The 19,903-nt window shown below is 63.3% G+C and carries 22 protein-coding genes; 13 read left to right on the top strand and 9 right to left on the bottom strand.

What is annotated here, in order from left to right:
- Positions 1-218 precede the first annotated feature (218 nt).
- The 5 genes from AC6CIG_RS08120 to AC6CIG_RS08100 all read left to right on the top strand — a co-directional run bounded on the left by AC6CIG_RS08120 (position 219) and on the right by AC6CIG_RS08100 (position 5,096).
- Entirely contained in the window at positions 219-686 is a 468-nt protein-coding gene (locus tag AC6CIG_RS08120) for a peroxiredoxin (protein ID WP_437407678.1), read from the top strand.
- A gap of 17 nt (positions 687-703) precedes the next feature.
- Complete coding sequence (locus AC6CIG_RS08115; protein WP_437407677.1) at positions 704-1,531, top strand: ferritin-like domain-containing protein; 828 nt, start codon at positions 704-706, stop codon at positions 1,529-1,531.
- Positions 1,532-1,653: 122 nt separating this feature from the next.
- Positions 1,654-2,979, top strand: a complete 1,326-nt coding sequence (locus tag AC6CIG_RS08110) for a M23 family metallopeptidase (RefSeq protein ID WP_437407676.1) — start codon at positions 1,654-1,656, stop codon at positions 2,977-2,979.
- A 199-nt stretch (positions 2,980-3,178) separates the two neighbouring features.
- Positions 3,179-4,678, top strand: a complete 1,500-nt coding sequence (locus AC6CIG_RS08105) for a DEAD/DEAH box helicase (protein WP_127710011.1) — start codon at positions 3,179-3,181, stop codon at positions 4,676-4,678.
- A 10-nt stretch (positions 4,679-4,688) separates the two neighbouring features.
- The gene (locus AC6CIG_RS08100; RefSeq protein ID WP_018095054.1) at positions 4,689-5,096 is read left to right on the top strand and encodes an NUDIX hydrolase; all 408 of its coding nucleotides are present in this window, start codon (positions 4,689-4,691) and stop codon (positions 5,094-5,096) included.
- A 15-nt stretch (positions 5,097-5,111) separates the two neighbouring features.
- On the opposite strand, the gene AC6CIG_RS08095 is transcribed toward AC6CIG_RS08100, so the two are convergent.
- Genes AC6CIG_RS08095 through AC6CIG_RS08065 form a run of 7 tightly spaced genes read right to left on the bottom strand, consistent with a single transcriptional unit; the run spans position 5,112 to position 10,894 of the window.
- A complete protein-coding gene (locus AC6CIG_RS08095; protein WP_018095055.1) occupies positions 5,112-5,429 on the bottom strand; it encodes a TfoX/Sxy family protein in 318 nt (105 codons plus the stop codon).
- A gap of 3 nt (positions 5,430-5,432) precedes the next feature.
- The gene (locus AC6CIG_RS08090) at positions 5,433-7,049 is read right to left on the bottom strand and encodes an NTP transferase domain-containing protein (protein ID WP_437412262.1); all 1,617 of its coding nucleotides are present in this window, start codon (positions 7,047-7,049) and stop codon (positions 5,433-5,435) included.
- Positions 7,046-7,753, bottom strand: coding sequence for an XdhC family protein (locus AC6CIG_RS08085; RefSeq protein WP_018095057.1), 708 nt, complete (start codon positions 7,751-7,753; stop codon positions 7,046-7,048). The genes AC6CIG_RS08090 and AC6CIG_RS08085 overlap by 4 nt, the downstream gene beginning before the upstream one ends.
- Positions 7,754-7,756: 3 nt before the next feature.
- The gene (locus tag AC6CIG_RS08080) at positions 7,757-8,089 is read right to left on the bottom strand and encodes an XdhC family protein (RefSeq protein WP_018095058.1); all 333 of its coding nucleotides are present in this window, start codon (positions 8,087-8,089) and stop codon (positions 7,757-7,759) included.
- A 55-nt stretch (positions 8,090-8,144) separates the two neighbouring features.
- Entirely contained in the window at positions 8,145-9,407 is a 1,263-nt protein-coding gene (locus AC6CIG_RS08075; RefSeq protein WP_437407674.1) for a vWA domain-containing protein, read from the bottom strand.
- A gap of 5 nt (positions 9,408-9,412) precedes the next feature.
- Entirely contained in the window at positions 9,413-10,342 is a 930-nt protein-coding gene (locus tag AC6CIG_RS08070) for an AAA family ATPase (RefSeq protein WP_324761810.1), read from the bottom strand.
- A gap of 24 nt (positions 10,343-10,366) precedes the next feature.
- The gene (locus tag AC6CIG_RS08065) at positions 10,367-10,894 is read right to left on the bottom strand and encodes a flavin reductase family protein (RefSeq protein WP_018095061.1); all 528 of its coding nucleotides are present in this window, start codon (positions 10,892-10,894) and stop codon (positions 10,367-10,369) included.
- Between the two features lie 159 nt (positions 10,895-11,053).
- Between AC6CIG_RS08065 and AC6CIG_RS08060 the strand changes: the two genes are divergently transcribed.
- The 7 genes from AC6CIG_RS08060 to AC6CIG_RS08030 all read left to right on the top strand — a co-directional run bounded on the left by AC6CIG_RS08060 (position 11,054) and on the right by AC6CIG_RS08030 (position 17,008).
- Complete coding sequence (locus AC6CIG_RS08060; protein WP_437407672.1) at positions 11,054-12,142, top strand: branched-chain amino acid ABC transporter substrate-binding protein; 1,089 nt, start codon at positions 11,054-11,056, stop codon at positions 12,140-12,142.
- Positions 12,139-13,146, top strand: coding sequence for a P1 family peptidase (locus AC6CIG_RS08055; RefSeq protein ID WP_437407671.1), 1,008 nt, complete (start codon positions 12,139-12,141; stop codon positions 13,144-13,146). Before AC6CIG_RS08060 ends, AC6CIG_RS08055 begins: the two co-directional genes overlap by 4 nt.
- A gap of 62 nt (positions 13,147-13,208) precedes the next feature.
- Entirely contained in the window at positions 13,209-13,889 is a 681-nt protein-coding gene (rpe, locus tag AC6CIG_RS08050; protein WP_324761814.1) for a ribulose-phosphate 3-epimerase, read from the top strand.
- Complete coding sequence (locus AC6CIG_RS08045; protein ID WP_437407670.1) at positions 13,886-14,623, top strand: DUF2259 domain-containing protein; 738 nt, start codon at positions 13,886-13,888, stop codon at positions 14,621-14,623. The genes rpe and AC6CIG_RS08045 overlap by 4 nt, the downstream gene beginning before the upstream one ends.
- A complete protein-coding gene (locus tag AC6CIG_RS08040) occupies positions 14,623-15,180 on the top strand; it encodes a hypothetical protein (protein ID WP_437407669.1) in 558 nt (185 codons plus the stop codon). Before AC6CIG_RS08045 ends, AC6CIG_RS08040 begins: the two co-directional genes overlap by 1 nt.
- Positions 15,181-15,243: 63 nt before the next feature.
- The gene (gene purB / locus AC6CIG_RS08035) at positions 15,244-16,551 is read left to right on the top strand and encodes an adenylosuccinate lyase (RefSeq protein WP_127710029.1); all 1,308 of its coding nucleotides are present in this window, start codon (positions 15,244-15,246) and stop codon (positions 16,549-16,551) included.
- Positions 16,552-16,702: 151 nt separating this feature from the next.
- Positions 16,703-17,008, top strand: a complete 306-nt coding sequence (locus AC6CIG_RS08030; protein ID WP_018095068.1) for a PilZ domain-containing protein — start codon at positions 16,703-16,705, stop codon at positions 17,006-17,008.
- Positions 17,009-17,071: 63 nt separating this feature from the next.
- On the opposite strand, the gene AC6CIG_RS08025 is transcribed toward AC6CIG_RS08030, so the two are convergent.
- A complete protein-coding gene (locus AC6CIG_RS08025) occupies positions 17,072-17,881 on the bottom strand; it encodes a DUF2189 domain-containing protein (RefSeq protein ID WP_100673154.1) in 810 nt (269 codons plus the stop codon).
- 164 nt (positions 17,882-18,045) lie between these two features.
- On the opposite strand from AC6CIG_RS08025, the gene AC6CIG_RS08020 reads away from it, so the two are divergent.
- Positions 18,046-18,600 (top strand): RBBP9/YdeN family alpha/beta hydrolase, encoded by a 555-nt coding sequence (locus tag AC6CIG_RS08020; protein ID WP_100673153.1) that lies wholly within the window; start codon positions 18,046-18,048, stop codon positions 18,598-18,600.
- Positions 18,601-18,626: 26 nt separating this feature from the next.
- Here AC6CIG_RS08020 and AC6CIG_RS08015 read toward each other — a convergent pair whose 3' ends face one another.
- Positions 18,627-19,865, bottom strand: coding sequence for a LysR substrate-binding domain-containing protein (locus tag AC6CIG_RS08015; protein ID WP_437412260.1), 1,239 nt, complete (start codon positions 19,863-19,865; stop codon positions 18,627-18,629).
- Between the last annotated feature and the right edge of the window lie 38 nt (positions 19,866-19,903).

The following is a 19,903-nucleotide window of genomic DNA, read 5'->3' as shown; positions in this document are numbered from 1 at the left end:
CACGATTTCACCTCCACTCGAATCCGAGTTAAAGGATCATACAGTAGCTACGAAGCCGTCCGGCACCTGTCAAATCTATCACAACTCTTCTGGACGGACTTCGGCGATCTCCGATATGCCTCAAGCGCACTGCATTCGATCCCGAAGACGCTGCACGATTTTGGGACATGCATTAACCGCGGAATGCCCACAAAACGTGACGTAAGAAAGGTTTGATCATGGCAGGATTGGGACAAGGCGATATCGCCCCGGAGTTCGAACTTCCTCGTGATGGCGGCGGTTCGATCGCGCTCGCTGCGCTGCGCGGAAAGCCGATCGTTCTGTTCTTCTATCCGAAGGACGATACCAAAGCCTGCACGGAGGAGGCTATCGCCTTCTCTGCTCTGCAGAAGGAATTCCAGGAAGCGGGGATTGCGCTCGTCGGCATATCGCCAGATTCGGCCAAGAGCCACGATCGTTTCACAAAAAAACACGACCTCACGGTCGCCCTTGGCGCCGACGAGGACAAGGCTGTGGCAAACGCCTACGGCGTCTGGGTCGAGAAGAGCATGTACGGCCGCAAATACATGGGCGTCGAGCGGACCACCTTCCTTATCGATCGGCAGGGCGTGATCAGCCGCGTCTGGGAAAAAGTCAAAGTCCCCGGCCACGCCGACGAGGTTCTGGCCGCCGCAAAGGCGCTTTGAGCGGATACGGCAAGACCATGACGCGACTTCCGCAATTCCACAGCCTGCGCGGCGCCGCCGTCGAAGCGATCCGCGCCGCCGATCTTGCCGTCAAGACCGAGCTTGCGCAGGAGGCGGCGCGGCGCTGGCAGGCGCGAACGCTGTCCCTGCGCTCGCCTTTGGACCGCGCCGTGCCCGAACGGCCCGGCCGCCCGGAAAGACCCGTTCTGACGCCACCGACCCAGGTCAAGCGGCGCTCGCTCGGCTCGCTGAAAGGGCGCATCGCTCTGCTGCACGCTATCGCCCACATCGAACTGAACGCGGTCGATCTGGCCCTCGACATCATCGCACGCTTTGCATCCGAGCCGGTGCCGAATTCCTTCTTTGACGGGTGGATGCAGGTTGCCTTCGAAGAGGCCAAGCATTTTCGAATGGTACGGCGAAGGCTGAACGACCTCGGCGCAGATTATGGCGACCTTCCCGCCCATGACGGCCTCTGGCAGGCGGCGCACGACACGCGCAACGACCTGACCGCCCGCCTGGCCGTCGTTCCGCTGATTCTCGAAGCCCGTGGCCTTGATGTGACTCCGGCACTGCGTGCGAAGATGCGGGAGACCGGCGACGATGAGAGCGCTGCCGTCCTCGACGTCATCTACGAAGACGAGAAGGGCCACGTCGCGGTCGGAGCGAAATGGTTCCGCTTTCTCTGCGCCCGGCAGAAGAAGGACCCCGCCGCAACCTTTCAAACGCTGGTGCGGGCGAATTTCCGCGGACCGCTCAAACCCCCGTTCAACGACATTGCCCGGGCGGAAGCGGGATTGACCCCCTCCTTCTACCGATCGATGACCGCCTCCACCAACATCTGAGATAGCGCCTCGCACACACGCTTTATTAACCCTAACAAAGTGTAATTGCCGTCGAGCAACGCGAACTACGGCGCAGCGCGTCTACTGACGCGCAACTGGGGCGCATCGGCGGGGGTGATGTGGTGTCTGTTGGTTCGGTAAACGCCTTCGGGAAACGCAGGCAAAGTCACGTCCTGATCCTGGCGAGCGGCGACCGGGTCCGGCACATGACTGTCCGCCCATGGATGGCGACCCTGGCCATCTGTTTCCTGGGAATGTTCGGCACAGGATATCTTGCCGCAACCACATATCTGGTGCTTCGCGACGACCTGATCGGCGGAACGATCGCACGGCAGGCGCGCATGCAGCATGAATACGAGGACCGGATCGCTGCACTGCGAGCGCAGGTTGACCGTGTCACGAGCCGGCAATTGCTGGATCAGCAGGTTGTCGAGCAGAAGGTAGAGAAGCTTCTGCAGCGGCAGCTGGCACTGACCTCGAGAAGCGGCCAGTTCGGCGCACTCCCGGAAAACGGTACGGCCCTTAATCATGCCGGACAGCAAAACACTCTGCCGGCGACGGAACCGCTGGCCTATGACGGGCGCGCAGAAGCTCGGAGCGGCGTCAAGGCCATCGAGACGATCATGGGTATTACCGGCAAGGATGATGATCGGCCTCCCCGCTCCGCCGTCCTCGGCTATGCACCCGTCTCTTCCGCGAATGTGGATGGCGAAAGCGCTTCCGACCGGGCCGACAGGGTGTTTTCCAATGTTACGCTTTCGCTTAAGGGTGTGGAGCGCGAACAGATGGCGCATCTCCGGCAGATGACGGACAGCGCACTAAGGACGTCCGCGACGATCAGGGCGATCGTGGAGGATACCGGTTTCACGCTTCCCGCAGCCGACGAAGCGCTCGTCACGGATACGGCCGCGGAAGCCGGTGTCGGCGGTCCCTTCGTCGAACCGCAGAACGGAGACGTATTCGATCGGTCCCTGGTCGGTCTCGACACTGCTCTCCTGGAGCTCGAGCAGACCCGTGAGGCAGCAAAAAGACTTCCTCTCGTCAGCCCGGCGCCTGCAGCCGATGTCTCCAGCGGCTTCGGAAATCGGCTGGATCCATTTCTCGGCCGCCCGGCGCTGCACGCGGGGACGGACTTTCGCGCACCGACCGGCACGCGAGTCCGCGCGACCGCCGATGGCACCGTAACGGCCGCAGGGTCTGCGGGCGGCTATGGAAACATGATCGAAATCGATCACGGCAACGGCGTCTCGACCCGCTATGCACATCTGTCGGCCATCCTGGTCGATGTCGGCGATGTGGTGAAGGCAGACGCGGTCATTGCCAAGTCGGGAAGTACCGGACGGTCGACGGGACCGCATCTTCACTACGAGGTTCGCCTGAACGGGCACGCCGTCGATCCGGCGCGCTTCCTGAGGGCCGGAACGGAGCTCGCCGGCTATCTCGATTGACAACGGGCGTGCGGGCCGCTACCTCTCCCGCGCCTGACGCGAAAAGCATGAGAATCGGGCGGATTCAACTTCCAGTGTTTCAAGGTGCTGGATTTCTTGACTTTCGGCGCCTTTGGTCGTATGAGCGCCGCCACATGCTGTTGCATTTTCCAACGATCGATCAGAGTTCATCAGAACCGGAACGGAAACAGTTTCCCCTTTGACCAATTTCGCTGACCTTGGCCTGAGCCAGAAAGTTCTCTCCGCAGTTACCGATGCGGGCTACACGATACCGACACCGATTCAGGTTGGTGCCATCCCGCCGGCGCTTCAGCGCCGCGACATTCTCGGCATAGCCCAGACCGGAACCGGCAAGACCGCATCCTTCGTGCTGCCGATGCTGACCCTTCTGGAAAAGGGACGCGCACGCGCACGCATGCCGCGTACGCTGATCCTCGAGCCGACGCGCGAACTCGCTGCGCAGGTTGCAGAGAACTTCGACAAATACGGCAAGAATCACAAGCTCAACATCGCGCTTCTGATCGGTGGAGTTTCCTTCGACGAGCAGGACCGCAAGCTCGAGCGTGGCGCCGATGTGCTGATCTGCACGCCCGGCCGCCTGCTCGACCATTGCGAGCGCGGCAAGCTCCTGATGACCGGAGTCGAAATCCTCGTCATCGACGAAGCCGACCGCATGCTCGACATGGGCTTCATTCCCGACATCGAGCGAATCGCGAAGCTCATTCCCTTCACGCGCCAGACCTTGTTCTTCTCCGCGACCATGCCGCCCGAAATTCAGAAGCTTGCGGATCGCTTCCTGCAGAATCCGGAGCGGCTCGAGGTGGCGCGCCGGTCCTCGACGGCCATAACCGTTACGCAGCGTTTCGTAGCCGCACACGGCAAGGATTACGAGAAGCGCGCGGTGCTTCGTGAACTCATTCGGTCCCAGGAGGACCTGAAGAACGCGATCATCTTCTGCAATCGCAAGAAGGATGTCGCCGAACTCTTCCGCTCGCTCGATCGCCATGGCTTTTCGGTCGGCGCGCTGCACGGCGACATGGATCAGCGTTCACGCATGGCCATGCTCGCCAATTTCAAGGACGGCAACATCAAGCTGCTGGTCGCCTCCGACGTCGCGGCGCGAGGGCTCGACATTCCCGACGTCAGCCATGTCTTCAATTTCGACGTGCCGATCCACGCTGAAGACTATGTCCACCGCATCGGCCGAACGGGCCGTGCTGGCCGCTCCGGCGCCGCTTTCACGATCATCACGAAGCGCGAGACGAAGTTTTCCGATGCCATCGAGAAACTGATCGGCCAGAAGGTCGAATGGTACAACGGCGACCTTTCGGAATTGCCCGAGCCGATGGAGAGCCACGACAGCCGTCGCGACCGCAGCAGCGACGGGCGCAAGGATCGGAAGAGGGAGCGTCCCGGCAAGGCTCACGCCGATCGCAAGCCTGTCACGGCTTCAGGCAATAATACAGAAGAACTCGAAACAGTCCCGGAAAGGGTCGACGCGGTGAAGATCGAACGCAATGCCGACAGCAAGGATCGTCATAACGGCCGTAGCGACCGTCCCGGCCGCGCGCAGAATGCAGCCAATGACGACAATCGCGACCGTCGCCAGCGCAACCGCCGGGATCATGACGACGGTCCGACGCCGGTCGGTTTCGGTGACGACATTCCGGCCTTCATGCTGATCATGGGCAAGGCCTGATTCTCCGCTGATGGCACTGCCCGGCATCGATTTCCCCGGTCTCGGCTGCGGTCTGGCAATCCTGCGGGATGGAAAGATCCTCCTTTGCCGACGCCTGAAGGCGCCGGAGGCCGGTCACTGGAGCATCGTCGGCGGTAAAGTCGATCATATGGAGCTCGCGCAGGATGCGGCCCGACGCGAGGCGGAGGAGGAAAGTGGCCTTTCCATCCATTCGACCCGCTTTCTATGCATCAGCGAACAGATGATCGAAGCCGATCGGCAACATTGGATCTCGCTGATCTATGTGACGGAAAATTTCTCCGGCGAGCCGCGTCTCACCGAGCCGGACAAACTCTCCGACATCCGCTGGTTCGACCTGAGCGCCCTGCCCCAGCCTCTATCCCGCTTTGCGGCTGATGCGGTGCGGGCGCTCGCCTGAACCCCGCCACTCACCCTACTTTTTCGCCCTGAGCGCGGCCGCATAGGCAAGTCCAACCCAGCGCGCCATTTCATCCGGGTCGTCCCAAGCCGGCTCGGGGATGCTCCAATAGGGCATTTTCACCGGCTTGCCCTTGCCTTCATAGGCCCACTGCCGCGCGCCTGCTTCCTCGAGCGCCGGCGCCGATTCGGCATCGCCCTTCAAAAGAATTTCGCCGTTCACTTCCAAAGCAAGAATGATGCCGTCGAAATAGATGCCCTTGCCGCCGAACATGCGGCGAATCTTGACCGGGCCGAGTGTTTCGAAAATCTCCTCGATTGCCGCATTGTCCATCGCTCAATCCCTCAATAGCCCGCCGGCAGCCACTATCGCCTCCGGCGTGTCGAGATCAAGACGCGCCGCAGCACCGAGTTCGACGTCGATCACCGGCAAGCCGCAGCGCTCGACGATGTGCCTCGCCCCGACGTCGCCGACGAGCTGCCGGACGGCATGGAAGGTCTCCTTCGGCAGAATGACCGGGTTGCCGCGCTGCCCGTCGGCGACGGCACGCACCACGGCACGGCCGGATTCGGCTTCAAAGGCAGCGATCAACTTCGCCAGGTGTGCCGAAGTGATGCCCGGCATGTCGGCAAGCATGACGAGCATCCCGCCGGAGTCGGCGTCGAGGGCGGAGAGACCGGCAATCAGCGAAGCGGCCATCCCGCTCCGGTAATCGGGGTTCGAGACGAATGTGGGCTGCAGCCCCGCGAGTGCCGCCCGGATCTCCGCCTCCCGATGCCCTGTTACCACGATCACTCTGCCCGGAACCGCGGCGATGGCGGTTTCCACCGACCGGCGCACGAGCGGCATGCCTTCGAACTCCGCAAGCAGTTTGTGGCGGCCGTCCGGCCCCATCCGGCTTGCCTGGCCGGCTGCGAGCACCACGATCCCGACGGGACCGGGCCGCTTGCCGCCGGTGCCTTCCCGGGGCTGCGGACGCGTCGGGATTTCCTTGAGCAACCCGCCGACGCCGAGCCCGGTAATATCGGCATTGCTCGGCCACTCGCCCGCGATCAACCGGTCGAGAATCCAGTCGAAGCCGTTTTCTCGCGGGCTTCGTGCACATCCGGGAGCACCCAGGACCGGAATATCCCCTAGCCGCCCGAGCACGAGCAGATTGCCCGGATCGACCGGCATCCCGACGTGTTCTACGACTCCGCCCGCGCGCCGGATGGCGGCAGGGATCACATCGTCCGGATCAGCCACGGCCGAAGCGCCGAAGACGATGATCATGTCATGCGAAACGGCAGCGTCCGAGATCGCGGCGGCGACCGCTTCGGTGGTATGAGCCACGCGTTGCTCGCTATCGAGGCGGCTGCCCGATTGCAGGAGCCTTGCGGTGAGAACGGCGCGCGTCTTGTCCATCACCTGGCCCTTCAACGAAGGCAGCTCGGTCGCCACCAGGGCCGCGCGCCGGGGCGTGAACGGCTTGACTTCGAAGGCCAGATCCGCCCGAAGCAGCGCCTGCGCTCGCTCCACGAGCGCTTGCTGGACGGCCAGCGGGATGATCTTGATCGTAGCCACCATGTCGCCTGCGTCGACGGCAACATGATCGGCAAGACAGGCGAGCGTGATCGCCGGATCTATACGGTTCAGCTGATCGACGACGGCGCGATTGGCAACGAAAAGACCGGCAACGGTAGCATAGACGTTGACCCGGCCCGTGGCAGCCCGCGAGAATCGCAGATGATCCGGGGCGATCGCCGCAGCTATGCGCGCCGCGGCTTCGTCCTCCGCCAGATCGTCCGGCTCGAGCCTCACGACAATGACCTCCGTAAGATCCGCTTCGGCAAGTGCCGCGACATCGTCGGCGCTCAGGCGATGCCCCTTCGCCAGTTTCATTGTACCGATCTTTACCGAATGGCCCAGGAGAGCGCCTTCGGCATCGGCAAGCCGCACGGGTCCGAACCTCACTTCGCCCCCTCCACCGGCAGGTTCACGTCACGACGCCGCAGCGCCCCGATGATTTCCGCCAGCACGGCAACCGCAATCTCGGCCGGGCTCGCGGCACCTATATCGAGGCCGATCGGGGCCTTGATACGTGCGATCGCCTCCCCCTGCACCCCTTGCGCCTGCAGGCGTTCGGTCCGAGCCGCATGGGTTTTGCGGCTGCCAAGCGCGCCGACATAGAAGCATCCCGCTTCCAGCGCCGCCCTGATCGGATAGTCATCGATCTTCGGATCATGCGTGAGAGCGGCGACTGCCGTATAACGGTCGAGCGGTCGAGCGGGCAGAACGTCTTCGGGCCAGTCTGCAAGAAGCTCGACGCCATGGAAACGCTCGGCCGTTGCAAAGGCGGTACGCGGATCGATGACCGCCATGTCGAAACCTGCGACCGGCGCCAGATGCGCCAATGCCTGCGAAATGTGAACCGCGCCGATCGCGACGATACGTGGGGGCGGCAGATGAACGTTGATGAAAAACGCCCTTTCCTCGACCTTCAGAAGACGGGGCCGGCCCGAGTGCAGCGCTTCGGAGACGGGCGCGGCCCATTCGGGGGGAATGCGATCGCCTTCGACAAAAGCCTGACTGCTGCCGTCCGAAAGATCCCCGACGACGACGGCGGCGCGCCGCGACGCACGGGCGAGATTGAGTGTCTGCAGTGTGCTCAGTTCCATCGTTCAGCCGTCAATTCGTTCGACATAGACGCGGATCCGGCCACCGCAGGAAAGGCCGACGCGCCAAGCCGTCTCATCGGCCACTCCGAATTCGAGAACCCGCGGCGTACCGGACGCAATCACCTCGGCAGCCTCCGCAATAACCGCGCCCTCGACGCAGCCGCCGGAAACGGAACCCTGAAAATTGCCTTCGCCGTCGATCACCAGATGGCTGCCGACGGGACGGGGCGCGGAACCCCAGGTTTCGATCACGGTCGCGAGAGCCACGGAGCGACCTTGACCGTGCCAGGTCTCGGCCACCTCCAGAGGATCGAGGATGTTCGGCTCGTTCTGCATGCTGCAACTCCGAAAATTGCACTCAGGCGATGATCCTGCATCGGATCAAGTCACATCACTGTGACGCACTCGCCGGCGCGCGGTCAACGGCCGGCCGTCCATGGTTCAGGAAGCGCCGCGGATCGGCGTCGCGCGCTCCGCGCCCGGACAGCGATTTCACCAGATCGGCGACGGATTCGAGGTTGTGGATCGGGCGGAACTCGTCGACATGCGGAAGCATGGCCCTGACACCTCGGGCGCGCGCCTCGAAACCGTCGAAACGCAGCAACGGATTGAGCCAGACGAGACGGCGGCAGGAACGGTGCAGTCGATCGATCTCGATCTCCAGTTCGGCCGTATCGTCGCGCTCGAGCCCGTCGGTCATCAAGAGGACAACGGCCCCCTGCCCGAGCACCCGGCGCGACCAACGGCGGTTGAACTCGTGAAGCGTCTCTCCGATACGCGTGCCGCCCGACCAGTCCTTGACTGCCGCGATGCAGTCGTCCAGCGCCTCGTCGGGGTCGCGGTTGCGCATCTGCCTCGTGACATTCGTCAACCGCGTCCCGAAAAGGAAAGTATGGACGCGATGGCGCTGTTCGGTGAGGGCGTGCAGAAAGTGCAGGAATATCCGGGTATACTTGCTCATCGATCCGGAAATGTCCGCAAGCACGACCAATGGCGGATGGACGAGCCGCGGCTCGCGAAAGCGCGGCAGGATGAAGTCCCCGCCGAACCGCATGGCATCTCGCATGGTGGAGCGCGGATCGATCCGCACCGGGCGGTGGGACCGTCGATAGCGGCGCGTGCGTACCCGGTCGAGCGGCAGCAGGACTGCGGACAATGCCTTTCTTGCCTCCGCGATCTCCGCGGCCGTCATCTGGCCGAAATCCGCCTTGCGGAAGAGTTCGCGGCCCGAGACCGTGTAGCGTGCGTCGACCTCCACCTCCGGCGCTTCGCTTGGCTGCTGCGCGCCGTCCCGGCCGGCAAGAAGCGCATCACGGACGCGTTCTTCGCCGGCGCGCCGACGCCGATCCTCCCCGGAGCGGGGCATGGCAATGGGCGACATGAGCGCGATCATCTTGTTCACCAGATCCGGCGAGCGCCAGAACAGCCGGAAAGCCTCGTCGAATACGGCCTGGTCTTCATGCCGCTTGACGAAGGTGCATTGGAGCGCTGCATAGAACTCGCCGCGGGAGCCGATGCCGATCAGCTTCACGGCACCGATCGCATCGGCGATGGCGGCCGGACCGATCCGCAGTCCCGCCCGCCTGAGGGCACGGGCGAAGAAGACGATATTATCGGCGAGCCTTCCATCATTCGCATGGGCTCCGGCGGTCATCCTGCTCAGCCCTGCGCCAGCAATTCGGCCTTCACCTCGGCAAGCAGGCGGCGGCCTTCGGCACCTTCGATCCGGGCGATGTCGTCCTGATATTTGAGAAGCGTCCCGAGCGTATCGGCCACCGTCTCGGGATCGAGAGCCAGCGCGTCGAGCTCCGTAAGTGCCGTGGCCCAGTCGATCGTTTCCGCGACGCCGGGGTTCTTGAAGAGGTCGAGCGCCCTCAACCTCTGAACATAGGCAACGATCTCGCGCGAAAGCGCCGCGTTGCAGCCCGGGACCTTGCGGCGGATGATCTCCAGTTCCTGCGCCGCCCTGGGGTAGTCGACCCAGTGATAGAGACAGCGCCTCTTCAAGGCGTCGTGGATTTCGCGCGTCCGGTTGGTGGTGATGATGACGATCGGCGGCTCGTCGGCCCTGATCGTCCCGAGTTCGGGGATTGTGACCTGGAAATCGGAAAGCACCTCCAGGAGAAAGGCCTCGAAAGCTTCGTCGGTGCGGTCGAGCTCGTCGATCAGGAACACCGGCGCCCGCCCGGCCGTCGTCGATATCGCCTGCAGCACCGGCCGTCTTATGAGGAACCGCTCGGAAAAGATGTCGCTTTCCACTCTCTGGCGGTCGACGGTGCCCGCCGCTTCCGACAGGCGGATTTCCAGCATTTGGGCGGGATAGTTCCATTCGTAGACGGCCGAGGCGACGTCAAGTCCCTCGTAGCACTGAAGCCGGATAAGGGGCCGGTCGAGGGCGCGCGCCAGCACCTTGGCGATCTCGGTCTTGCCGACGCCGGCCTCGCCTTCGAGGAATAGCGGGCGCTTCATCCTGAGGGCCAGGAAGAGAACGGTCGCAAGCGCGGTTCCGGCGAGATAATCCTGCGCCTCCAGCATCGCCCTCGTCTCGTCGATGGACTGAGGCAGCTTTCCTGTCACCTGTCTCGCCATGCTTCCTCCCGCGTGGACGAAAACCTATAGCGTGTGATATCCGCGGTCTACATAAATGAGCGGTGGCTGCTTCGGGCCGAGCTGCACATCCACGACCTCGCCGATAAGGATGAGATGTGTGGCCACTTCCTTGACTTCGATCAGGCGGCAGTCGAAGGCAGCGATCGCCTCGACGAGGATGGGCGCACCGGTCGTGCGCTGCGTCCACCGGCCGAGGGCAAAACGTCGTTCCATGTCGAGCTGGTCGCGGCCAGAAAAGGCGTGAGCCAGGGCGTGATGCTGGGAGCCGAGCAGGTTCAGCGCGAAACTGCCGCCACGCGAAAAGATGTCGTTGCGCCGGTTGGCTGCGTTGAGGCAAGCGAGCACTGTCGGCGGATCGTCCGATACCGAGCAGGACGCGGTGATCGTGACGCCACGCCGCTCCTTGCCATCGGCCGCCGTGATCAGCTGCACATGCGACGACATGCGGCTCATCGCATCACGGTAGGTTATCGGGTCCAGCCGGGTCTTCTCCAACACATCTCGCTCCGGAACGATATCTCGCACATACATAGACTCTCGCGGAAAATATGAAACCCGGCGATGCGAGAATTTTGCGGATCAGCGGCGCTTGCAATCGATGCGGCGACAAAGCCTCGTTATGCCTCGATCTTTTCCTTTGACGGGCGCGCCCACATCCTTAAAACATGGCGGTCGATAGCGGGAAATGACATGCCTAGATCAATCGCCACCAGCCTCTTTGTCGCTGCACTTGCCCTGACCGGTCCTGCTTTCGCTGCCGGCGTAAAGGTCGCGGTCGTGGCTCCCGAGGAAGGGCCCTTCGCCTCCCTCGGCAGGCAGATTTCTGCCGGGGCAGCATTCCAGGCCGGCGACCGCGGAAGCCAGGTGATCCCGATCAGCGAAACCTGCGATCCTGCCGGCGGCGAGGCGCTGACGAAGGCCCTGCTTGCAAGCGGCGCGGAAGCGGCGATCGGCTTTCTGTGCACCGAGAGCCTTGAGGCCGCGCTGCCGGCCCTGGCCGAAGCCGGCATTCCGGCGATCACCGTCAGCGTCCGTTCCGACATCCTCATGGAGGACGCACTCAAGAAGGAGTGGCCGTTCTATCGCCTGGCGCCGGGCGGCAAGGCGGAAGCGGCGGCGATCACCGATGCCATCGTCGCGAACTGGAAAGGCAGGCCGCTCGCTCTGATCGACGACGGGACGATCCACAGCCGCGAGCTTGTCGAGAGCGTGCGCAACGGGTTGGCCGAGATCGGCATAACGCCGGTTTTCACCGACACCTACCGCCCCTCGCAGGAGCAGCAGGTGAGCCTCGTTCGGCGACTGGCGAAGAGCGGTGCAACGCATGTCTTCACCGGAGGCGATCGCAACGATACGGCGGTGATTGCGCGTGACGCGAAAGCGGAAAACGTCCCGATAACCCTTTTTGGCGGCGACACGCTGAACGCTGCCGATCTCGACGTGCCGCTCGAGAACGGCGTCCTTGCCATGACGATACCCGACCCCGCACGATCGTCGGAGGCTGCGGCGGTGGCAAAGGCCATGCGCGCCGCCGAGATCGAGCCCGAGGGATATGTTCTGCCCGCCTTTGCCGCAGTGTCGCTCCTCGAGCAGGCAAAGGACCAGGCGGCAAAAGACGGCAGCTCGCTTGCCGATGCCCTGACGAAAGGACCCTATCCGACGGTGCTCGGGCCGATCGGGTTCAACAATGCGCACGAGCTTGCCGAAACCCCTTACCGGCTGATGCGATGGCAGGACGCGCGTTTCGTCGATGCAACCGCTACGGACAATACGGAATGATGCGGAAAGGGGCCAGAAATCTCATCACGGACGTGCCCGGATTGCTGGTCGGCAATGCTGAGGATGTCAGGCTGAAATCCGGGGTTACGGCCGTGCTTTGCGATCCGCCGGCGACGGCCGCCGTTCAGGTTCTCGGTGGCGCTCCCGGTACGCGCGAGACCGAGCTGCTCGCACCCCACAATACGGTCCAGGTGGTCGATGCGATCGTGCTCTCCGGTGGCTCGGCCTTCGGCCTCGATGCCGCCTCGGGCGTTCAGGCGGCGCTGCGCGAGATGGGACGCGGTTTCGCCGTCGGCCCGCATCGTGTGCCGATCGTGCCTGCGGCGATCCTCTTCGATCTGGCAAATGGCGGCGACAAGGATTGGGGACGCTACGCTCCGTATCGCGATCTCGGCTACGAAGCGGCGCATGCGGTATCGGCGGACTTCGGCACCGGCAGCACCGGCGCAGGCACGGGCGCGCTTACCGCGACCTTCAAGGGCGGTCTCGGCTCCGCGTCGACGGTGCTGGCCAATGGGATCACTGTCGGCGCCCTCGTGGCCGTGAATGCCGTCGGCTCCGCGACCGTCGGCGACACACCTCATTTCTGGGCTGCACCCTTCGAGATGGACGACGAGTTCGGCGGGCTGGGCCAGCCCACGCCCTGGCCGCAGGACGCCGCTACCCCGCGCTTCAAATTTCGGGAGCGGCCAGCGCCGGCGACGAACACGACCATCGCAGTCATAGCCACCGATGCGCTGCTCACCAAGGCGGAGGCCAAGCGTCTGGCGATCGCGGCCCATGACGGCTTTTCGCGTGCCCTATGGCCGTCTCATACGCCCCTTGACGGCGATCTGGTCTTCGCGCTTTCGACGGGCACGAGCGGAAAGACGCCGCTGCTTCAGGATTTCATCGATCTCAGCGCCGCGGCAGCCGCCACGATGGCCCGTGCGATCGCGCGCGGCGTCCATGATGCACGAGATGCCGGAGACGATCTGATACCTGCCTGGTCCTCACGCTCCTGATCTTCGCGCCGGTTGTTCGGGAGGCCCGAGAATGCTATGGCGCGGGAAAGAGCCGGAGCCCGATGATGACCCACCCAATTCGCATTGCCCCGTCGATCCTGGCGGCCGACTTCTCCAAACTCGGCCAGGAGGTTCGCGACGTCGCCGAGGCCGGCGCAGACTGGATCCATCTCGATGTCATGGATGGACATTTCGTGCCGAACATCACCTTCGGGCCCGACGTCATCAAGTCGCTGCGCCCGCACACCCGGGCAACCTTCGACTGCCACCTGATGATCGCGCCGGCCGATCCCTTCCTCGAAGCCTTCGCGAAGGCCGGTTGCGACATCATAACAGTCCATGCCGAAGCAGGCCCGCATTTGCACCGCTCGCTGCAGACTGTGAAGTCGCTCGGAAAGAAAGCCGGCGTCTCCATCAATCCGGCGACGCCGGAAAGCGCCATCGAATATGTCCTCGACACCGTCGATCTCGTTCTCGTGATGACGGTCAATCCTGGCTTCGGCGGCCAGAAGTTCATCGGCGCGACGGAGGAGAAGATCCGGCGGATCAAGGCAATGATCGGCAGTCGCCCGATCGAGATCGAGGTGGATGGCGGCATCGCGCCGGATACCGCCGGCGTCGCAGCGAAAGCCGGCGCCAATGTGCTGGTCGCCGGCTCCGCCATCTTCAAGGGCGATTCCGTCGATGCGTATCGAAGCGCCATCGAAGTGCTCCGCACACAGGCGGAAAAGGCACGCGGATGAAGGCGCGCGCAACCACTGCCGGCATCATGGTGGCGATGCTTGCCGCATCGGGTGCCGCGGCCGGCGACTATGCCGCCTTTCAACCGATCGGCTTTTCATCGGATGGCGATGTCTTCGCCTTCGAGGAATACGGTATCCAGGACGGCTCCGGCTTTCCCTATTCTACGATCTACGTTCTCGACACCAATACCGACGCCTTCCTGCCAGGCGCGCCCGTGCGCGCCGTTGCGGAAGAGGACGGAGCCGATCTGCACACGGCGCGCGGTGAAGCCCACAGGCGCTCCGCGCCGCTCATCGATGCCTATCGTCTCCACCACACGCCGGGAGTGCTCGCCGCCTATAATCCTGTGACCGAGCTCGATGCAGAGCCGCGCACACTGACCTATTCCTCATTTCCCGCCGATGCATCCTTCCGCAAGGTTTATACGCTGAAGCTCGAAGAGAAGGTCTTCGAGCCGGAAGGGATTTGCGAAGGCTTTCTGAAAGAGGTAAAGGGCTTCCGTCTGACGATGACCGAGAAGGCCGGAAAACCCACAGCGGAAATACTCGAAGACGATCAGCGAATCCCACTGAGCCGACGTTGCCCGACGGGCTACCGCATCGGCGGCGTCGTGACCCATGTCAAGACCGATGGCTCCGAGGTCCATGCAGTGATGATCCTGGTCGAGTCGCTCGGCTTCGAAGGCACCACCGACGGCCGCTGGATCGCGGTACCGGTGCGGATTCCCGGTTGATGGAGGGGAAGGCCGCGGTCCGGGCAAAGGTGCTCATCGCAGCCCCGGACCGGCCGAAGCGCTTCCGTCTCTCCCATTCGGTTCCGAGCCTGCGGGAAGCGATCCTGGGCGCGCTCTGCTGGGGCTTCGCGATGGCGCTCTCGGCGTGGCTTGCACTTTGGTGGCGGGAAAATGACGCCACCTTCCACCTGAAAAGCATCCTCGCGCTTTACGCGTGGGGCGGTCTCATCGCATGGCCGCTCTCGCTATTTGCCGCCCGTTGCCTGTCGCAGAACCGACCGGTCGAGACACGCTTTTCAGCTTTTTTCCTGTGTCTCACCGCCGGCACGATCGGAACGACGGCATTCCTGTTCGCCCTCGACTACCGCGCTTTCTACGCGCAGTGGCACGCGACGACCGGGACTCGCACCTGGATGTTCCAGTTCGCCTTCACGTCGCTGGCCGCCTTCTACCAGTTTCTGGTCCTCGGGGTTCGCCTTTATCTGCCGCTCGGTGCCGTCGCGCTCTTGGCAACGAGTCTGCTGCTCGCGCGATCGGACGCGCGGCAACGGCGTTGAGCTTCACCGCCATCTTTGATAGAGGCACAGCCATCCTCCACTCTCGACGAAAGCTTGAAGCCCATGATCTCCCGTTACTCCCGGCCGGAAATGGTGGCCATCTGGTCGCCGGAAACCAAGTTCCGCATCTGGTTCGAGATCGAGGCGCATGCCTGCGACGCCTTGGCCGAAATCGGCGTGATCCCCAAGGAAGCTGCAAAGACCATATGGGAAAAGGGCGGCGCGGCAACCTTCGACGTCGCCCGCATCGATGAGATCGAAGCCGTCACCAAGCACGATGTCATCGCCTTCCTCACCCATCTTGCGGAATTCGTCGGCCCCGACAGCCGCTTCATCCATCAGGGCATGACCTCTTCCGACGTGCTGGACACCTGCTTCAACGTTCAGCTCGTCCGCGCGACCGATCTCCTGCTCGCCGATCTCGACAAGCTGCTCGAGGCGCTGAAACGGCGTGCCTTCGAGCACAAGGACACGGTGACCATCGGCCGTTCGCACGGCATTCATGCCGAGCCGACGACCTTCGGCGTCAAGCTCGCGCTCGCCTATGCGGAGTTCGACCGCTGCAAGCAGCGCCTTCTCGCTGCACGCGAGGAGATCGCGACCTGCGCCATTTCCGGAGCGGTCGGCACCTTCGCCAATATCGATCCCCGCGTCGAGGAACATGTAGCGGCGGCGCTCGGCCTCAAGGCTGAACCCGTCTCGACTCAGGTGATCCCGCGCGATCGCCACGCGATGTATTTCGCAACGCTGGGCGTCGTCGCCTCCTCCATTGAGCGTCTTGCAACCGAGATCCGGCATTTGCAGCGCACCGAGGTCCTGGAGGCGGAGGAATATTTCTCGCCGGGCCAGAAGGGCTCTTCCGCCATGCCTCACAAGCGCAATCCGGTGCTGACGGAGAACCTGACGGGACTCTCCCGCATGGTCCGCGCCTTCGTCGTTCCGGCCATGGAAAACGTCGCCCTGTGGCACGAACGCGATATCTCGCATTCGTCGGTCGAGCGCATGATCGGTCCGGATGCGACGGTCACGCTCGATTTCGCGCTGGCCCGGCTGACCGGCGTCATCGACAAGCTTCTCGTCTACCCGGACAATATGTTGAAGAATATGAACAAGTTCCGCGGACTTGTTCACTCCCAGCGTGTTCTTCTCGCCCTCACCCAGGCCGGTGTTTCGCGCGAGGATGCCTACCGGCTCGTGCAGCGCAATGCCATGAAGGTCTGGGAACAGGGCAAGGACTTCCTCGAAGAATTGCTCGCCGACACGGAAGTCCGTGCAGCTCTTTCCGAAGAGGACATCCGGGAGAAATTCGACCTCGGCTATCATACCAAGCACGTCGACACGATCTTCCGGCGGGTTTTCGGTTCCGTCTAGGTGGAACGGAAACCGCTGATCCCGGAATGGCGCACGTTTTTCCATGGCCCGCATTTGACGTCCTTCGTTCAAATGCGGGCGAAGTCTTTACCGGTCCTTTAGGTGCTCCATGTGAAGCTTGCAGCTGTCGCAATCAGGTTTCGAGAAAACCATGGTTTACAAGGACAGCCTTCAGCGCGCCTCTTCGCGCGAAAAGACGAAGATAACCGGGACCGTCACCTGCAAGACGGGTTCGACCAACGGGATTGTGGTCGATCTTTCCGACGAAGGCATCTGCTTCAGGCTGCTCTTCGATATCGGCGCGCGGACCGGTCAGGAAGTGACGATCCGGAGCGAGGAGCTCGGCTTTCTCTCCGGCATGGTGCGCTGGGTCCGCGGCGACAGGATCGGCATCAAGCTGAACCTGTCCTCGAACACGGCAGCCCAGATCTCATCCTATTACAAGTTCTTTCGCTGATCGGTGGCGATCCGAGCGGGATGTTGAGGCGGTCGCTCCCAACTCCCCGCTCGAGCGGGAGACCTATCGCGCCGGACCGGCCGGTTCCACCAGCTTGCGGTAGAGATGCCACGTCGCGTGGCCGAAGATCGGCATGATGACGGCAAGACCGACGAAGACCGGGATGGAGCCGATCACCAGTCCGGCTGCGATGATCAAGCCCCACAGGGCCACCGGCACCGGATTGGCGAGCGTCGCTCTGACCGATGTTTCCATCGCCGTCAGCGCACCGACGTCGCGATCGAGGAGCAGCGGGAAGGTGACGACGCTTATCGACAGCACGACGACGGCAAAGACGAAGCCGACAAGATTGCCGACCAGGATCAGATTCCACCCCTGCTCGGTGGTGGTCACACTGGTCCAGAACTCCGAGATCGAAGCCGGAGGCGTCGAACCGAAGATGGTTAGATAAAGACCCTGGGCGACCAGCAGCCAGACGACGAAGATGACGAAGAGGACAGCGGCAACCGCGAGGATCGACGGGATTGCCGGATGGCGATGCAGCCGCATTGCGTGCGGCCACCGCGCGTCCATGCCGAGTTCGCGACGCCTGCTGACCTCGTAGAGGGCGATGGCAGCAACAGGCCCGATGAGGGCAAAGCCGGAAGCGAGCGGATAGAGCAGCGGTAACATGTTCGCTCCCGCACTCCACGTCATCAGCACGACGCCGGCGATTGGATATATGAGGCACAGAAAAACATAATGCGACGGCTTTTCCCGGAAGTCATCCAGCCCGAGACGCAACGCGTCGAACACATCCGCAATGCCAATCTTTCGTATGCCAGGATGCGCGACGGTCGGATCTGCCCCCGACAGAACATGGAAGGTTGTCATGGCTCACACTCCTCAACGAACCAGAGCAGCCACGGACCCGCGACAGTGGTGTTAAAAGATGGGCCGCTGTCGAACCGCGACTGTGAGTGTGATTATACAGAAAATGCCGCCTCTGTCGCCTCCGCCTTGACTTCGGCCCTTTTCGACTTCAAATCGCGACGATCATGAAGGTTTCCGAAACACATATCCTCATCGTTCCCGGCTACACCAACTCTGGCCCGAACCATTGGCAGACCCGATGGGAGCGTAAACTGTCGACCGCACGCCGCGTCGAGCAGGCAGAATGGTCGAAGCCGGTGCGGGAGGATTGGGTGGCGCGCATGATCGAGGAGGTCAATGCCGCAGAGAAGCCGGTCGTCATCGTCGCGCATTCGCTCGGCGTTGCCACGGCGATCCACGCACTGCCTCACTGCACGCGGCAGATCGCCGGCGCATTCCTGGTTGCACCGCCGGACGTCGCCAACCCGAATATCCGGCCGAAGCACCTGATGACCTTCGGCCCCTATCCGCGCGATCCCCTGCCCTTCCCGTCGATCATGGTGGCCAGCCGCAACGATTCCTTCGGCTCCTACGAGCACGCCGGCGATATCGCAAACGCCTGGGGATCGCTGCTCGTCGATGCCGGCGACGCCGGCCACATCAACACGGAATCCGGCCACGGCCCCTGGCCGGAAGGTTCGATGGTCTTCGCCCAGTTCCTGAGCCGCCTGCGGGCGTAGGACACGTTATCGTTCGACATCGCAACTCACGCCTGGCCGAGACCCGCTGCCGCCACCCGCAGGTATTCGAGAAAAGTTTTCTGAAGCCTGCTCGGCAGCCAGTTCTCCCGAACGGTGACACCGATCGTCCGCGTCCGGAGCCGGCTGCGCACCTCATCGGCGACCGGAATGCAACCAAGGAGATTTTCTCTTTCCTCGATGGCGATCTGGCGGCGAGAGAGCATCGACAGCCGGTCGCTTTCCAGAATGATGGCACGCGTGAGAACGAGCGAGCTCGTCTCGATACTCGCCCTTGGCGCGTCCCCGCAACCAGCAAAAAGCGCATCGAATGCGGCCCGGATAGGCGTGCCGGGACGCTGGGCGACCCATTGCTGGGCGGCGAGCTGGTCAAGCGATGCACCCTTTCCGCTGCTGTTGAGAAGCGGGTGCCCGGATCGTCCGACCACCGCGTAGGGGTCCTCGAAAAGGGGCTCCGCCCGCAGCCCCTCGAGGTCGCTGCCCGAACGCAGCGCTCCGATCAGAATGTCGCTCGCGCCGGTGCGCAACTGCTGCGACAGAGCCTCGTAGGAGCCATCCACGACTTCCACCCGGGCATTCGGGTGCTCCGCCATAAGGGGGTTGACGGCGCGCGCAATCAACAGGGTGCGCGCAAGCGGAAGACTTGCAATCTTGATCCGCCCTTCCATGCGCCCTTCGATTTCGCGGATTTCATCCAGCGCCTGCTCCAGTTCGGTGAGGGCCACCTGCCAGCGCATCGCGAGGCGGCGGCCTAGTGTATTCGGCGCCACGCCGGCCGGGCTGCGCATGAGGATGGCCCTGCCGATATTGGTCTGCAGGTCATGCAATGCCCGGTGCAGCGCCGCCGGCGAGCCGCCGCCGCCGCGCGCCGCCTCGGTGATGGAACCGTTGCCGGCAAGGGCGATCAGCGCCTCTATCTGCCGAAAGGTTATTCGCGCGATACATTTGGCGACCAGCGTCGGATCGCGCTGCGAACTCAAGCCGAAGAGCTCGGCCAGCGCCAATGCGATCTGGTTCTCCATGCGGCGTATCCGCGTCAAGAGAATCTCGCCGGCCGCCGTCGGCTGACTGCCGGCAGCATAGCGCGACAGGAGTTTCGCGCCGAAGCGGCGCTCGATCCCCGCGAGCGCCACCGAGACGGCGGGTTGTGAAATGTGCAGCGCGGCGGCCGCCCGGTTGAGGCTGCCCGTCTCGCAGACCTGCATGAAGACCCGCAGATGCCGGATGTTGATATCCATTGCGATCATCTGTGCTCCAGAGGCAGATTCGAAAAAAACTATAGCTC

The organism is Sinorhizobium sp. GQ132, from assembly GCF_059758575.1.
This window is presented reverse-complemented; position numbering and strand designations above follow the sequence as displayed.

Coding starts and splice junctions, on each gene's coding strand:
- AC6CIG_RS08055 (WP_437407671.1), top strand. CDS start 12,139: ATGATGCGGAAAGGGGCCAGAAATCTCATCACGGACGTGCCCGGATTG.
- rpe (WP_324761814.1), top strand. CDS start 13,209: ATGATGACCCACCCAATTCGCATTGCCCCGTCGATCCTGGCGGCCGAC.
- AC6CIG_RS08060 (WP_437407672.1), top strand. CDS start 11,054: ATGCCTAGATCAATCGCCACCAGCCTCTTTGTCGCTGCACTTGCCCTG.
- AC6CIG_RS08100 (WP_018095054.1), top strand. CDS start 4,689: ATGGCACTGCCCGGCATCGATTTCCCCGGTCTCGGCTGCGGTCTGGCA.
- AC6CIG_RS08095 (WP_018095055.1), bottom strand. CDS start 5,429: ATGGACAATGCGGCAATCGAGGAGATTTTCGAAACACTCGGCCCGGTC.
- AC6CIG_RS08075 (WP_437407674.1), bottom strand. CDS start 9,407: ATGACCGCCGGAGCCCATGCGAATGATGGAAGGCTCGCCGATAATATC.
- AC6CIG_RS08120 (WP_437407678.1), top strand. CDS start 219: ATGGCAGGATTGGGACAAGGCGATATCGCCCCGGAGTTCGAACTTCCT.
- AC6CIG_RS08040 (WP_437407669.1), top strand. CDS start 14,623: ATGGAGGGGAAGGCCGCGGTCCGGGCAAAGGTGCTCATCGCAGCCCCG.
- AC6CIG_RS08080 (WP_018095058.1), bottom strand. CDS start 8,089: ATGCAGAACGAGCCGAACATCCTCGATCCTCTGGAGGTGGCCGAGACC.
- AC6CIG_RS08030 (WP_018095068.1), top strand. CDS start 16,703: ATGGTTTACAAGGACAGCCTTCAGCGCGCCTCTTCGCGCGAAAAGACG.
- AC6CIG_RS08065 (WP_018095061.1), bottom strand. CDS start 10,894: ATGTATGTGCGAGATATCGTTCCGGAGCGAGATGTGTTGGAGAAGACC.
- AC6CIG_RS08070 (WP_324761810.1), bottom strand. CDS start 10,342: ATGGCGAGACAGGTGACAGGAAAGCTGCCTCAGTCCATCGACGAGACG.
- AC6CIG_RS08020 (WP_100673153.1), top strand. CDS start 18,046: ATGAAGGTTTCCGAAACACATATCCTCATCGTTCCCGGCTACACCAAC.
- AC6CIG_RS08025 (WP_100673154.1), bottom strand. CDS start 17,881: ATGACAACCTTCCATGTTCTGTCGGGGGCAGATCCGACCGTCGCGCAT.
- AC6CIG_RS08045 (WP_437407670.1), top strand. CDS start 13,886: ATGAAGGCGCGCGCAACCACTGCCGGCATCATGGTGGCGATGCTTGCC.
- purB (WP_127710029.1), top strand. CDS start 15,244: ATGATCTCCCGTTACTCCCGGCCGGAAATGGTGGCCATCTGGTCGCCG.
- AC6CIG_RS08015 (WP_437412260.1), bottom strand. CDS start 19,865: ATGATCGCAATGGATATCAACATCCGGCATCTGCGGGTCTTCATGCAG.
- AC6CIG_RS08085 (WP_018095057.1), bottom strand. CDS start 7,753: ATGGAACTGAGCACACTGCAGACACTCAATCTCGCCCGTGCGTCGCGG.
- AC6CIG_RS08115 (WP_437407677.1), top strand. CDS start 704: ATGACGCGACTTCCGCAATTCCACAGCCTGCGCGGCGCCGCCGTCGAA.